Annotated in this window: 10 protein-coding genes and 1 pseudogene; 10 read left to right on the forward strand and 1 reads right to left on the reverse strand. The window is 47.2% G+C overall.

Going from position 1 to position 14,504, the window contains the following annotated elements; genetic code table 11:
• Positions 1 to 167 precede the first annotated feature (167 nt).
• From ATH33_RS13495 to ATH33_RS02590, 7 genes are all read left to right on the forward strand, one after another.
• The gene (locus tag ATH33_RS13495) at positions 168 to 323 is read left to right on the forward strand and encodes a hypothetical protein (RefSeq protein WP_156097710.1); all 156 of its coding nucleotides are present in this window, start codon (positions 168 to 170) and stop codon (positions 321 to 323) included.
• Positions 324 to 473: 150 nt separating this feature from the next.
• Complete coding sequence (locus ATH33_RS02565) at positions 474 to 1,952, forward strand: MFS transporter (RefSeq protein WP_052186646.1); 1,479 nt, start codon at positions 474 to 476, stop codon at positions 1,950 to 1,952.
• A 176-nt stretch (positions 1,953 to 2,128) separates the two neighbouring features.
• Entirely contained in the window at positions 2,129 to 2,974 is an 846-nt protein-coding gene (gene glcT, locus ATH33_RS02570) for a glucose PTS transporter transcription antiterminator GlcT (protein ID WP_121874025.1), read from the forward strand.
• 169 nt (positions 2,975 to 3,143) lie between these two features.
• Positions 3,144 to 5,090, forward strand: coding sequence for a glucose-specific PTS transporter subunit IIBC (gene ptsG / locus ATH33_RS02575; RefSeq protein WP_121874026.1), 1,947 nt, complete (start codon positions 3,144 to 3,146; stop codon positions 5,088 to 5,090).
• Between the two features lie 118 nt (positions 5,091 to 5,208).
• Complete coding sequence (locus tag ATH33_RS02580) at positions 5,209 to 6,186, forward strand: NAD-dependent epimerase/dehydratase family protein (RefSeq protein WP_037993915.1); 978 nt, start codon at positions 5,209 to 5,211, stop codon at positions 6,184 to 6,186.
• Between the two features lie 50 nt (positions 6,187 to 6,236).
• Positions 6,237 to 7,052: a lipoate--protein ligase family protein gene (locus tag ATH33_RS02585; protein WP_483316378.1), complete on the forward strand. Its 816-nt coding sequence runs from the start codon at positions 6,237 to 6,239 to the stop codon at positions 7,050 to 7,052.
• Between the two features lie 509 nt (positions 7,053 to 7,561).
• Positions 7,562 to 9,172, forward strand: coding sequence for a hypothetical protein (locus ATH33_RS02590; RefSeq protein WP_131470940.1), 1,611 nt, complete (start codon positions 7,562 to 7,564; stop codon positions 9,170 to 9,172).
• A 133-nt stretch (positions 9,173 to 9,305) separates the two neighbouring features.
• Here the strand turns inward: ATH33_RS02590 and dat are convergent, their stop codons facing one another.
• Positions 9,306 to 10,151 carry a D-amino-acid transaminase gene (dat, locus tag ATH33_RS02595; RefSeq protein ID WP_037993905.1) on the reverse strand — a complete coding sequence of 282 codons (846 nt, stop codon included), beginning with the start codon at positions 10,149 to 10,151 and terminating at the stop codon, positions 9,306 to 9,308.
• Positions 10,152 to 10,310: 159 nt separating this feature from the next.
• Between dat and ATH33_RS13935 the strand changes: the two are divergent.
• The 3 genes and pseudogenes from ATH33_RS13935 to ATH33_RS02605 all read left to right on the forward strand — a co-directional run.
• Positions 10,311 to 12,812: pseudogene (locus tag ATH33_RS13935) on the forward strand (vitamin B12-dependent ribonucleotide reductase); the annotation flags it as partial.
• A 219-nt stretch (positions 12,813 to 13,031) separates the two neighbouring features.
• Entirely contained in the window at positions 13,032 to 13,601 is a 570-nt protein-coding gene (locus ATH33_RS13985; protein WP_441351329.1) for a TSCPD domain-containing protein, read from the forward strand.
• A 136-nt stretch (positions 13,602 to 13,737) separates the two neighbouring features.
• A complete protein-coding gene (locus ATH33_RS02605; RefSeq protein ID WP_037993900.1) occupies positions 13,738 to 14,469 on the forward strand; it encodes a metallophosphoesterase in 732 nt (243 codons plus the stop codon).
• The last annotated feature ends 35 nt before the right edge of the window (positions 14,470 to 14,504 follow it).

Here is a 14,504-nt window from a genome sequence, read left to right on the forward strand (position 1 = left end):
CAAACGGGGGAGTGCCCTTCGTTTGTGCTTCTTTTTTAATTTAAAAAAACAAAGATTAATAATAATTAAATTAATACCGAAATCCTGATTTTCCAGAGTCTCCGCAATTTCACGTTTATTTGTTGTAAAAAGAGGTATATAAATGGTTGGGAAGGTGAACGGGATGAATGTACCAGCACAAAGAAAATCAACAGGGTTTGGATGCAGGGACACTGGATCGATGGTTGGATCGCAAGGCGGAAAGTCGTTTCAGGCGCAAGTGGCAATCCGTTTCCCGGGGGATCTTTGGCGGTGGCGATTTGCTGAAGAGTCAAATTGGATAAACCAATCAGGTTTTGAGGACGGAAGAGCCCTTTCCAATCGGAAAGGACTGTTTTTTTTTTGACCGGGGTTTGCCGGTTAATTCTTTTGAAATGCGGATACATTAAGATTAACTGACTGCCAAAAGGAGGAATTGCCGGTTGGAAGAAAAAATGGAGCAAAGAAACCGATTGAGAAAAAAGTTAAAGATGAAGCTGAAAAAAGACGACATTACCGTGGTGGATGCCAAGGAATCCAAGCGTGCGGTCATGGCCACTTCCGCCGGGAATGCGATGGAATGGTTTGACTTCGGGATTTATTCCTACCTGGCAGCCACCATCGGACAAGTATTCTTTCCGGAGGCAAGCGGGGTCATGCAATTGGTCTATTCGTTTGCCACATTTGCCATCGCTTTTCTCGTGCGGCCCGTCGGCGGGATCTTTTTCGGGATACTGGGAGACCGGTTCGGAAGAAAAAATATTTTGTCGGCCACTTTGATTATCATGGCTGTTTCGACATTGAGCATCGGTTTGATTCCTGGCTATGCATCCATCGGATCCACCGCAACGATTTTGTTGCTGTTGGCGCGTTTGGCCCAAGGTTTTTCCACCGGCGGAGAATATGCCAGCGCCATGACGTATATCGCCGAGTCCACGCCGGATAAAAAAAGAGGGTTTATGTCCAGCGGTTTGGAAGTGGGAACCCTCGTCGGATATATTGCCGGGGCCGGATTGGTCACGGCGCTGACTTATCTTTTGGGGGAAGAGACCATGTTGGCGTGGGGATGGAGAATTCCGTTTTTTGTTGCCGCGCCGATCGGACTGATTGGATTTTATCTTCGGAACAAGTTGGATGAAGCGCCGGTTTACGAGGCGATGGAAAGTGACAAACCGGAGGAAGAAAATGATGAACATGCATCTGTCAAAGAGATTCTCCGGCTTCATTGGCGCCCGATTCTCATTGGGTTGTTTGTGGTGTTCTCCTATAATGTCATCAATTATACGGTTTTATCCTACATGCCGTCGCATTTGACCGCCGTGCTTGGATACGGGGAAGCCGAAGGGCTGCTGTTGATTGTGGTTGTGATGCTGATCATGATTCCGATTGTATTGTTGATGGGATATGCCAGTGACCGGATCGGAGCCAAAAAAATCGTACAAGGCGGTCTGGTCGGGTTGATTCTCTTGTCCGTTCCGGCATTTTTGTTAATCGGAAGCGGCAATGCCATCCTTGTATTTGCAGGATTGATGCTGTTGGCGGTTTTTTCTTCCACATTTCAGGGAACCATGCCGTCGGTCTTGCCTTCTTTGTTTTTTACCAATGTACGCAACGGGGCATTGGCCATCACTTATAACATTTCGACCTCCTTGTTCGGAGGGACGACACCGCTTGTTGTTTCCTGGCTCATCAGTCAGACCAATAACCGAATGGTTCCGGCGTATTACCTTATTTTCGCCTCGGTGGTGGGAATTCTGGTGGTCACTTGGTTTGTGAAGGAAACATCCGGAAAAGCGCTCCGGGGATCGTTGCCGGTTGTGGAAGAACATCAAGAAATCAAGGAAATTCTGGAAAATCCTGAAGAAGCATTATGGTGGCAGGAAGAAGCCCGTCAAATCCATGAAAAGAAAGAAGAACTGACCGAACAACCATAACGTTTTCCTTGAATTCATCTTGTTCATTTTCCCGTTTGGAAAAAGTTCCTTTCAGGGTGGTTTCCTTGAAAGGAACTTTTTTTATTATCGAGTATGGTTACACTGTTATTGAAAAGAAAATCATGTTCACGTATACTCAAAGCACATAGGCAACGAGTAAAGTGAGGATGGAAAGAGTGAGCGGATTGTTTCGTATAAAAAAAATATTGAATAACAATGTGGTCATTGCCGTTCACCCGGTCTTTGGAGAAACAGTTTTAATCGGGAAAGGCTTGGGATTCCATAAAAGAGCCGGCGCCGTGATCGATGAAAAAACAGTGGAGAAATGTTTTGTCTTATATGATCCGAAGGAACAAGAACAATACAAGCAATTGCTGAACCAAGTGGATGATCGGTTGGTGGAAGTGATGAATGAAGTGGTTCAGCATATTCAGGACCGGTTTCAATCCCCTTTGAATGAGCATATTCATGTCGCTTTAATGGACCACATTGCTTTTGCGATCAAGAGAACCGAGCAGGGGCTTTCTTTTCACAACCCTTTTCTGATCGAAACGCGAACGTTATATCAAAAAGAATATCAGGTTGCCGAAGAGATTGTCCGGTGGATCAACCGGCGGCTGGATGTGCATCTGCCGGAAGAAGAAATCGGTTTCATTGCCCTTCACATTCACAGCGCTTTGACGAGGCGGCATTTGGCGGAACTTCAGAAATATTCCAAATTAATCTTAAAATTGATTCGATTTGTTGAAAATACGCTGGGTCAAAAACTGGACAAGCAAAGTTTATCCTATATGCGCTTGGTCACACACTTGCGTTATGCCATTGAACGGACGGAAAAAGGGGAAAGCATTTCCGAACCCGAAGGGATGAATGAAATGTTGCGAACTCAGTATCCTTTGTGTTACACTATAGCTTGGAAACTAGCCAAAGTGATGGAAAAGGAACTGAATAAACCGGTGTATCCTGCAGAGATCAGTTATTTGACCTTGCATCTGCAACAACTTTGGTCTGATAAAAAGTAAATCTTCCTGTTTTTGTTCTTTTACCACGTGTTACTGATTCGATCAGGCATGAGTGGAAAAAGCCGAGAGGGCGGTTTGCACCTTGTGCAAGCGCTTTCCGTCTGCTTTTTTTGCTCATGCCTTTTTGCGTGGAAAGGGCAAAATAGGAGAATCAGAGGAGGTAATTTGCATGTTTAAAAATTTGTTTGGCGTCCTGCAACGAATCGGAAAAGCATTGATGCTGCCCGTTGCGATTTTGCCGGCTGCCGGATTGCTTTTGGCATTCGGGAATAAGCTGGACATCAGCATTTTGGAAAGTGCAGGAGACATCATTTTTCAAAACCTTGCATTGATTTTTGCCATCGGTGTGGCGATCGGTTTGTCCGGCGGGGAAGGGACAGCCGGGTTGGCTGCCGTCGTCGGGTATTTGGTGATGAACACCACCCTGGGGGAAATGGCAAAGTTAAATCAAGTGGAAACCGTCAGTGTGCTGGGGATCCCCACTTTGCAGATGGGTGTGTTTGGAGGAATTATCATCGGGGGGGTTGCCGCCTATTTGTATAACCGTTTTCACGATATCGAACTGCCTTCGTTCCTCGGCTTTTTCGGAGGAAAACGTTTTGTTCCGATTGTAACGGCTGTTTCGGCGTTTTTGCTTGGACTGATCTTCTTCTTTGTATGGCCGCCGATTCAGGAGCAAATTGACAACCTGTCCAGAATCGTGACAACCCAAAATACGGCGGTTGCGGCTTTCATCTTCGGTTTGATCGAGCGTTCTCTCATTCCGTTTGGACTGCACCATATTTTCTATTCGCCGTTCTGGTTTGAGTTTGGACAATTTGTCACCGATTCCGGCGAAGTGATCAAAGGGGATTTGAACCGTTTCATGGCCGGAGACCCGACGGCCGGAACGTTCATGTCCGGGAAATTCCCGTTCATGATTTTCGGTTTGCCGGCAGCTGCGTTGGCAATTTACCACACGGCCCGCAAAGAAAAGAAAAAATTGGTCGGCGGGATCATGTTATCGGCCGGTTTGACTTCATTTTTGACCGGGATTACCGAACCGATTGAGTTTTCGTTCTTGTTTGTGGCTCCGGTTCTTTATGCCATCCACTGTGTGTTTGCAGGTTTGTCCTTCATGATGATGGATATTTTGGGTGTCAAAGCCGGAATGACCTTCTCCGGCGGTGTGATCGATTTGATCATGTTCTGGGAACAGGATACCAAACCGTGGTTAATCATTCCGGTCGGGCTGGTCTTTGCGGTGATCTATTACTTTGGATTCCGCTTTGCCATCCAGTTCTGGAATCTGAAAACACCAGGCCGGGAAGATGATACGGAAAGTGCGGATGCAACGGATGCGGCACCGACCGGGGAACTTGCGGCCAATGTCTTGGGAGCGTTGGGCGGAAAAGAAAACATCGCTAACCTGGATGCATGCATCACCCGACTCCGGATTTCGGTCCATGATGCCGGTCAGGTGGACAAAGATCGCCTCAAAAAACTGGGAGCTTCCGGTGTTTTGGAGATGGGAAACCACTTCCAGATCATCTTCGGGCCGAAGTCGGATAACATCAAAGAACAAATGAAGCGCATCATGATGGGGAAAAAACCGCAAGAAGCGAAGAAAGACAAAGAAACAGACACCAAGAAAGAAGAAGCGGCACCGGTTCAGAACGACCAAGAGGAGACGTTGGTTTCTCCCATGACCGGGAAACTTCTGCCGATAGAAAAAGTTCCGGATGAAGTGTTCTCGCAAAAAATGATGGGAGACGGATTTGCCGTCGATCCGGCTGAAGGAGTGGTTGTTTCCCCCGTTGATGGTGAAATTATCAATCTTTTCCCGACCAAGCACGCCATCGGCATCCGGACTCCGAACGGCCGTGAAGTGCTGATTCATATCGGAATTGATACCGTGAAGTTGGAAGGAAAAGGGTTTGAAAGCTTTGTTCAGGAAGGCGATTCCGTCAAAGCTGGTCAAAAATTGCTGGAGTTTGATCTCGATTTTGTGAAGGAAAATGCGCCATCGCTTATTTCTCCAATCGTATTTACCAACCTGGAAGAAGGAAAAACCGTTCACATCGAAAAAGAAAATGTAAACCGGGGGGACAAAGAGATCATCTCCTTCAAGGGTTAAGGAAAGGCAAAGCGCTGCATGCACAGGCATGCGGCGCTTTGTTTATTGTCGCTTGTTTTTTGCACGGGACGAATATGAAATAATGGATCTTGGAATATCTTGAATGGGAGGGGTTTGGATGAAAGTGTTGGTCACGGGCGGCACCGGTTTTGTGGGGAGGAATCTAGTGCATTATTTATGTGAACAAGGTTATGATGTAACCGTCCTGCATCGGGAAACATCCCGTTTGCGTGATCTCCCGGAAAAGATTTCGCTTCGCACCGGGGACTTGACCCGTCCGGATACGATTGCCGGTTGTTGTGAAGGGATGGATTGGGTTTTTCATGTTGCGGGGGAAGTGGCGTGGGGAAAAGCCGGGAAAAAGCACATGTTCAAGATTAATGTCAACGGGACACAACATATTGTGGAAGAAGCACTGAAAAGCGGTGTGAAAAAGTTTATCCACACCAGTTCGGCGGCTGCGGTGGGGCTGCCTTTCAATGAAATTGCCGATGAATCCTACCTGTTTAACGGGGACCGCCTGAAGGTCGGGTATTCCATGGCGAAAAGAGCAGGCGAAGAGGTCGTGCTTCAGTATGTCAAAAAAGGGCTCTGTGCGACAATTGTCAATCCCACGGTTATCCTTGGCAGAAGGAATTATGCTTCGAATTTTGTCCGTTCCGTGTTGCAAGGGCGTTTGTTTGTCGCACCGGAAGGCGGCATGAATGTTTGTGATGTGGATGATGTGGCAAAAGGCCATCTTTTGGCAGCATTGCACGGCAAAAAGGGAGAGAGGTATCTTTTGGGAGGAACCAATCTTCCCCTGCGGGAGCTTTTTCAGAGGATCGCCGGCCTCGCAGGAAGCAACCGGACGATTTATACGGTTCCGGCCCCGTTGGTGAAGGGAATTTCGTGGCTGGGTGAAGGTTTTTCCTGGCTGATTGGAAAGGAGCCGCCTTTTGCTTGGGATTTGGCCAAACTGACCGGGAGAAACATTTATTATTCCTCCCAAAAAGCGGTTCAAGAGCTGGGCTATCGCATGACACCGCTGGATGAAACGCTGCAAAAGGTGTTGGAATGGGAGAAGCGGCACCGGTCGCATGCAGATTTCGCATAAGTGTTGTATCATGAAAAGTAAACGGATTTGATGACAAAGGTGTGATGGAAATGACAACATGGCGATTTTTACCTTATCAAGCGTATTCCGCCGCGGAAAATATGGCGATTGATCAAGCGGTCATGGAGCTTGTCTCCGAGAAGAAGGTTCCACCGACTTTGCGTTTTTACGGTTGGCGGGTTCCGACCTTGTCGATCGGCTACTTCCAAAAAGCCAAAAAAGAAGTCAACCTGTCTTACATAAAGGAAAAAAATCTGGGCTTTGTCCGGCGGATGACCGGGGGACGGGCAGTTCTCCATGACAAGGAGTTGACCTACAGCGTGATCGTGCCGGAAGAGGATCCGATCATGCCCAAAACCGTCAGCGAGTCCTACCGGGTCATCAGCCAGGGGCTGTTGGAAGGATTTAAAGCGCTGGGATTGGATGCTTATCTGTCCGATCCGCAAAAGACCAAAAAAGAACACATGTCGGCAGCTTGTTTTGATTCCCCCTCGGATTATGAATTGGTGATCGACGGAAAAAAAGTGGCGGGAAGTGCACAAACCCGGCAACACGGAGTGGTTCTTCAGCATGGTTCGATTTTGATGGACTTCGATGAAGATCTGTTGTTTACCTTGTTGGTATTTCCTTCCGAACGGGCCCGGCAAAGGCTGAAAGAGCAATTTTTGCAAAAAGCGGTGGCCATCAACCGGATTTTGTCTTATCCGGTTTCTTTGGATGAAGTCATCCAGGCTTTTTACGAAGGATTCCAAAAAGGAATCGGCGTCGAATTGCAACCGGGAGAATTGACACCGGAAGAAAAAGAACGGGTCCAAGCCCGTATCCGGGAACGCTATGATTCCGATGATTGGAACCTCCGCAGATAAGAGAGGATGTACGTTTTCGGCTTTCCAACAGAAACGGTTGGAAAGCTTTTTTGTGCGAATATGAAATTTTCATGAAATTTATATTGCTTTTTCTTCTTATTTCGATATATGAATTGATTTATTTTTTTGGACAGAGTATCATCATAATCGTAAGTTTTTTTCTGAATTTTCCTTTGAGATTAATTGGGACAGGCGATATCATCCTGCTTGATTTTTCGAGTTCTTATGATAGCATATAGATTGCTGATTATAATTGCTCTAATTCATTTTTTGATCATAATAAAACTTATATAAGTTAGGGGAAAATGCTGTTGAAACAGGGAAGTCGATTAAATCGTCGTTATTACGAGAGATTTCAAGTAGAAGACGTGATTAATTTCTTTTCCGGACAACTTCTACAAGCAAAATCCCCAGATGGTGCTCAGGTATTCCTGCAATCCATCAAAATCACCCGTCGACCTTTACCGTCCGGTTATCGCGAATCCTTTCGCCGTTTGCAGCATCCTAACTTGGCACCAATTCTGGATGTCATGGAAGAAAAGGACCAAATCATTTTGGTTCATCCGCCGTTTTCTGGGGATCCTTTGCCCTTGATCGTGAATAAAGAGCGGGCGATGGAGCCGGAAGTTGCCGTTCGTGTGGTGAACCGGTGCTTTAAAACGTTGCTTGATTTGTCCCGTTTGCCACTTCCGTTAAGCGCAACGCTGGATCCGAAAAACATTTTGCTCAACGGGCAAAAACCGCTGTTATTGTTCTACTACATGAAAGATCCGGAAAAGCCAAGATATGATGAGAAATGGCGTGAATTGTTATTCTATTTGTTGACCGGCCAGTCACCGATTGGGGGACATAAGTCCGCTGAAAAGATATTAAACGAAAAGAAAATTCCGCAGAAAATTGCGAAATTAGCTTTGTTTGCCTTGAACCGGCAACGTAATTTTGAAGAAGTTGCCGAAAGCATCGAGAATTATCTTCAGCATCATGCGGATGAGGCCGGATTGTCCCGCGCAAGAAAAGAAAAGAATAACCGGAAGAAAGTTTATGCTACCGTGACGGTGGCTGCGGCGGCTTTGGTTCTGGTATCCTTGGCGGTGGCCCAATGGCAGCCGAAGGAAAGCTATTCATCCGACAATCCTTTGGCCGGTTTGTTTGCGACAAGCGGGGAGAAAGCAAATCAGGCAAAAGGGGAAAATCAGGTGATCCAGTTCACGAAAGAAAAGGATCAGTATACCATGTCCGAAAGCATCCAGGGCAACTCCGTTTTAAAAGGGGATTTCATCCTGAAAGAAACCAACACGTTCCTGGGGTATCTGGAAGCGGAAGACAAGTCTTCCATTTACGGTCTGTATATTGATGAAAAAGGGGAAATCGGTCTGTTCCATCAGGTTGGCGGAGATAAAGTCACGACGATTGCAAATTCCGGCAATCAATATCGTATTTCACCCAACAAGAAATATCATTTCGAGATCTATTATCTCTCCGGAAATCCTGTACATATCTCGCTTCAGGAAGAAGGGAAAAAAGAGAAATGGATCGCGGTCGGAATCACTCCGATGCGTGGGGAAATGAAGCTCAAATTCCGTGGCGATGAAGGGGCCCGGCTGAATGCGCCGAAAGTGGATGGCATCAGCGATAAATCATCCGCATTGCGTAACTGGTTGAACCATCAGCCTTGGATCATTGATTTCGGTCAGGCCATTTTGTCGGTGGATGAGCAAAACCGCAATTACTTGGATGTGTTCCCGAAATCCCAGGTCCGGTTGGATGCGGGTGCAGCTTCCGGCTTTTTGATCCAGCCTCCGCCAAATGATTCGTTTGCCATGGATATTCAGTCTGTGGGGGATGAGCGGTTCCGGTTGGTGTGGTCGGATAAAAAAGATCAGGTGGAGCTTTTTGATGTTAACGGGAATATGAAAAAAGTGGCCGAACAGCGGTTGGACAATTATGATGGCAAAACTCCCCTTGAGGTGGCCGTCACAACGACGCTGAATATTTTGAACATCCAGTTGACTCATGGTTCGAATGTCACCGAGCTCAACCATACGGCGGAAAATCCTGTATTGATCAAAGATGTCACGCTCCGGAATACCGGGTTTAAAATCATTGAGGCGAAAAAATAAAAATGATCCAGAAACAGCCAAGGAAGACCCATAAAATCCGGTCTTCCTTGGCTGTTTCTGGAGAAAGTGTGATTTTTCATCTTTTTTGTCATTTGCGGAGCCTCATGAGAAACCGGGCAGGGAAAGCGGGCATTCAAGCTTCGGTTTTTGACGGGATCAGCCGCTTAAAAGCTTCTTGCAATTGTCGGGTAAGCGGACCGGGGCGCCCGTCGCCGATGGTTTTTCCGTCCACTTCCACCACCGGGCAGATTTCCATGGTGGTACTGGTGATAAAGATTTCATCGGCATCAAAAAGGGATTCTTTGCCAAATTTCTTTTCGCTGACAGGAATTTGCAATTGATCCGCTAATTGTAAAGTGATCTTTCGGGTGATTCCGTGTAAAATGAAATGGTCGGCCGGATGTGTGAGGAGCATGCCGTCTTTTACCATAAAGAGATTGGTGGAGCTTCCTTCCGTGACGATGCCGTCCCGGATAAAGATGGCTTCCTTGCAGTGCTTGTCATAAGCTTCTTGCTTGGCCAATACGGCTCCGAGCAGGTTTAAGCTTTTGACGTCACACCAAAGCCAGCGGATGTCTTCCGCCGTGATGGCACGGATTCCTTCCGTTTGTTCTTTGACGGGGCGTTCGGCCGGTTGGGTGTATGCGATGAGAAGAGGGGCGCTGTTTTTCGGGAAAGCGTGGTTTCTCGGAGCGGTTCCCCGGCTTACTTGTAAATAAAGATTTCCTTGTGTAAAATCGTTTTGTTTGATTAATTGATTTAACCGATCCTCCAGCTCATCCAGGGAATAAGGGAGATTTAATCTTATTTTTTTGGCACTTTTCCCCAGTCTTTCTAAATGTTCGTTCAAATAAAAAGGTTTTCCATCATACACCCGGATCACTTCATAAATTCCATCGCCGAATTGATAGGCACGGTCCTCAATGTCAATACGGACATCTTCGCGTTTTTTGAATTGATCATTGTACAAGATCATCATGAGGTTTCATCCTTTCGCGTGTTATATGTATAGTTTGCAAGACAGAAAAAAAAAGAACAAGATATTTCACTATTTTTTTATTTGATGTCTTTTGATTTTCAATATATAGTAGTATTATACTGTTTTTGATACTACATATAGTAGAAAGAAGAGAGGGAAACAATGAAGATCACAAGGTACTTCACCAAAAAAGGCCAAAACCCATATGACACGATTGAATATACAAAACGGGACAGCCGTATCACCAATCCGGACGGAACGGTTGTTTATGAGATGAAGGGTGCCGAAGTTCCGAAGGATTGGTCGCAGGTTGCCACCGATATTTTGGTTTCCAAATACTTCCGCAAAGCGGGAGTGCCCCAAACGGATGAAGAGGGAAATGAAATCCTCGATGAAAATGGAAACAAAGTTCTCGGACCGGAAAGAAGCGTCAAACAAGTTGTGCACCGTTTGGCCGGATGCTGGCGGAAATGGGGGGAAGATCACGGATACTTCGATACGAAGGAAGATGCCCAGGCCTTTTATGATGAATTGGTGTACATGCTGTTGCACCAAATGGCCGCGCCAAACTCCCCCCAATGGTTTAACACGGGTTTAAGTTATGCTTATGGCATTACCGGAAAACCGCAAGGCCATTATTATGTGGATCCCAAAACGGAAGAATTGAAGAAATCGAAAAGTGCATATGAACGTCCACAACCGCATGCCTGCTTTATTCTTTCGGTGGAAGACGATCTGGTCAATGAAAATGGAATCATGGATTTGTGGGTGCGGGAAGCACGGTTGTTTAAATATGGAAGCGGTACGGGGAGCAACTTCTCCAATATCCGCGGGAAAGGGGAAACCTTGTCAGGCGGAGGCACTTCATCCGGACTGCTTTCTTTCCTTAAAATCGGGGACCGCGCAGCCGGGGCGATCAAATCGGGAGGCACCACCCGGCGGGCGGCGAAAATGGTGTGCCTGGATATTGATCACCCGGATATTGAAGAGTTTATCAATTGGAAATTGGTCGAGGAGAAAAAAGCCAGAGCATTGATTCAAGCCGGATATGATTCCTCATTCAACGGAGAAGCTTATGAAACCATTTCCGGGCAAAATTCCAACAACTCGGTCCGGGTTCCCCATTCGTTCTTCATGAAACTGAAAAACAATGAAGACTGGGAGCTGACGTACCGGACGACCGGTGAAGTGTGCAAAAAAATCCCGGCCCGTTCCTTGTGGGAACAAATCGGAAAAGCCGCTTGGGAATGTGCGGATCCGGGAATCCAATATGACACCACCATCAATGAGTGGCATACCACTCCCGCCGGAATGGACGGAAAACTCGGGGCAAGGCACAACCGGATTAATGCTTCCAATCCTTGTTCCGAATACATGTTTTTGGATAATACCGCTTGTAACCTGGCTTCGTTGAACTTGGTGAAATTTTTTGATGCCGAAACCGGCAAGTTCGATATTCCCGCTTTCCGTCATGCTTGCCGTTTGTGGACCATTGTTCTGGAAATCTCTGTGTTGATGGCACAATATCCGTCCAAAGAAATCGCCAAGCTTTCTTATTTGTATCGCACCTTGGGGCTTGGATATGCCAACATCGGAACGTTGCTGATGATTTCCGGCATTCCCTATGATTCCAAAGAAGCCTTGGCGATTACGGGAGCAATCACTGCCATCATGACCGGGGTGGCTTATTCCACATCGGCGGAAATGGCCAAAGAGTTGGGGACATTCAAAGCATTCCCGCAAAACCGGGAGCATATGCTCAGGGTGATTCGCAACCATCGCCGTGCGGCATACAATGCACCGGAAGAGGAATATGAAAACCTGGAAGTCAAGCCGATGGGCATTGATGAAAAAGTTTGCCCGGAATATCTGTTGAAAGCGGCCCGGGTTGCTTGGGACGAAGCCCTTGCCATGGGAGAAAAATACGGTTATCGCAATGCGCAAACAACCCTCTTGGCTCCGACCGGAACCATCGGGCTGTTGATGGATTGCGACACAACGGGAATCGAACCGGATTTTGCGTTGGTGAAATTTAAAAAGCTGGCCGGCGGCGGATACTTTAAAATTGCCAACCATTCCATCCGCCCGGCCTTGAAAAAGCTGGGTTACAGCAAAGAACAAATCGACGACATTCTCACTTATGTAACGGGCACGTTATCGCTTGACAATGCGCCTCACATCAACCGTGAAACTTTGAAACAAAAAGGGTTTACCGATGAAGATCTGAACCGGGTGGAAGAAATCCTGCCGACGGTGTTTGAGCTTTCATTTGCTTTCAACCGTTATACATTGACGGATGATTGCTTAAAACGTTTGGGCTTTTCACCCGAGCAGTATGAAAAACCGGATTTTGACGTTTTAAGGTCGTTGGGCTTCACCAAGAAACAGATCGATGAAGCCAATGATGTGATTTGCGGCATGATGACGATTGAAGGAGCGCCACATCTGCGTGAAGAGCATTACCCGGTTTTTGACACGGCCAATCCATGCGGAAAACATGGCACCCGCTTTATCCACTACATGGGACATCTGCGGATGATGGCCGCGGCACAGCCTTTCTTGAGCGGAGCCATTTCAAAAACCATTAACATGCCGAACAGTGCCACTGTTGAGGACATCCTCCATGCTTATGAAGAAGGATGGAAACTGGGCTTGAAGGCCGTGGCCTTGTACCGGGACGGATCCAAAAGCTCCCAGCCGCTCAATACCAAAGGGGACGATCAAAACGATGAGGAAGCCGCGGAAGAAGAGGCGCTGTCTGCCGGCCCTGAGTCAAGACAAGCGGTTTCCCAAGGCCGTGTGTCCGGTGTCCGTCGCCAGTTGCCGCGGAAACGGGACGGATTCACTCAAGAGGCAAGAATCAACGGGCAGAAGATCTATGTGCGCACCGGGGAATATGAAGACGGCTCGCTGGGAGAAATCTTTATTGATATGCACAAAGCGGGAAGCACGATGCGGGGCATGCTGGATGCATTTGCCGTTGCCGTTTCTCTCGGCTTGCAATACGGGGTGCCGCTTGAAAAATATGTCAATTCGTTGACGTTTACCCGGTTTGAACCAGCCGGAATGGTGGACCATCCCAATATCAAAATGGCCACTTCGGTGATTGATTACGTCTTCCGTTTATTGGGCATGGAATATCTGGGAAAAACGGATTTTGTTCAAGTCCCGCCGAAGAAAGAAGAATTGCGCTGTTACCTGAACAAGGAGAAGAAAGAAACGGCCGCTGATGCAGCGGAAGCGGAAGCGAAGGAAGTGAAGGAAGCGAAGGCAGATGAGGAACGGAAAGAATCATCCCAACTGTCGGCCGCGTCCGTGGAAAACAGCAATCTCGATGCCATCCGTGCCAGCAGTGGAGCCCCCTTGTGCATTGAATGTGGCGGAATGACCAAACGGAACGGATCCTGTTATGTTTGCCTGGATTGCGGTGCCACCACCGGTTGCTCCTGATCACCAAAAAAACACCTCCCGATGCGGGAGGTGTTTTTCTTCCGTTTGTTGTGAAAAATTGCTCAAGTGACCGGGTTTTTGTATTATACAATCATAACCGACAAACCGTTACAAGAAGAAAAAGGTGTGAAGATGATTGGCCATTTACGCATTAAGTGATTTGCATTTATCTTTTAACAGGGAAGTCAGTTTGTATGACATTGATCCGGAAAAAGACATCGATAAACCGATGGATGTGTTTGGATGGGATCGGCACTATCATCAAATTCGCGATCATTGGTTAAATACTGTCAATCCGGAAGATACCGTTTTGATTCCCGGGGATATCAGCTGGGCGATGAAACTGGAAGTGGCCCGTTACGATTTTGGCTGGATCCATCAGCTTCCCGGCAAAAAAGTGCTGTCGCCGGGAAATCATTGTTATTACGCCCAGAGCAAAAAGAAAGTCCGCCAGATGCTCCCGGAAGGCATGGAGTGGATTGATGCCGATTATACGCTGGTGGAAGGAAAAGTGGTTGCCGGCACGAGAGGCTGGACGCTGCCGGGAGATAAGTTTTACAACGAAGAAGAAGACCGGAAAATTTATGAGCGCCAAGTGGGAAGGCTGGAGATCGCTTTGGGCATGGCGGAGCGTGAACATCCGGATAAAGAAAAAATCGTGATGCTTCATTATCCTCCGGTCACGCCGATGGCCAGCGAATCGGGATTTATGGATCTCATGAAGAAATATGGCGTGAAACTGTGCGTTTATGGTCATTTGCACGGCAGGGCGCAAGAAGACGCGATGGAAGGAAATGTCGACGGAATCGAATTGCGCTTGGTTTCATGCGATGCCGTCGGGTTTTGCCCGGTGAAGATTTGGGATTGATGACGCAAAAGCAACGGAACAGGAAAGTCCGTTGC

The organism is Thermoactinomyces vulgaris (assembly GCF_003688725.1).
In the GTDB taxonomy this organism is placed as follows: Bacteria; Bacillota; Bacilli; order Thermoactinomycetales; family Thermoactinomycetaceae; genus Thermoactinomyces; species Thermoactinomyces vulgaris.

Bases quoted from the DNA above. Each gene is read 5' to 3' on its own strand.
- ATH33_RS02580 (WP_037993915.1), top strand. From the start codon at position 5,209: ATGAAAGTGTTGGTCACGGGCGGCACCGGTTTTGTGGGGAGGAATCTA.
- ATH33_RS02565 (WP_052186646.1), top strand. From the start codon at position 474: ATGGAGCAAAGAAACCGATTGAGAAAAAAGTTAAAGATGAAGCTGAAA.
- ATH33_RS13495 (WP_156097710.1), top strand. From the start codon at position 168: ATGTACCAGCACAAAGAAAATCAACAGGGTTTGGATGCAGGGACACTG.
- ptsG (WP_121874026.1), top strand. From the start codon at position 3,144: ATGTTTAAAAATTTGTTTGGCGTCCTGCAACGAATCGGAAAAGCATTG.
- dat (WP_037993905.1), bottom strand. From the start codon at position 10,151: ATGATGATCTTGTACAATGATCAATTCAAAAAACGCGAAGATGTCCGT.
- ATH33_RS02585 (WP_483316378.1), top strand. From the start codon at position 6,237: ATGACAACATGGCGATTTTTACCTTATCAAGCGTATTCCGCCGCGGAA.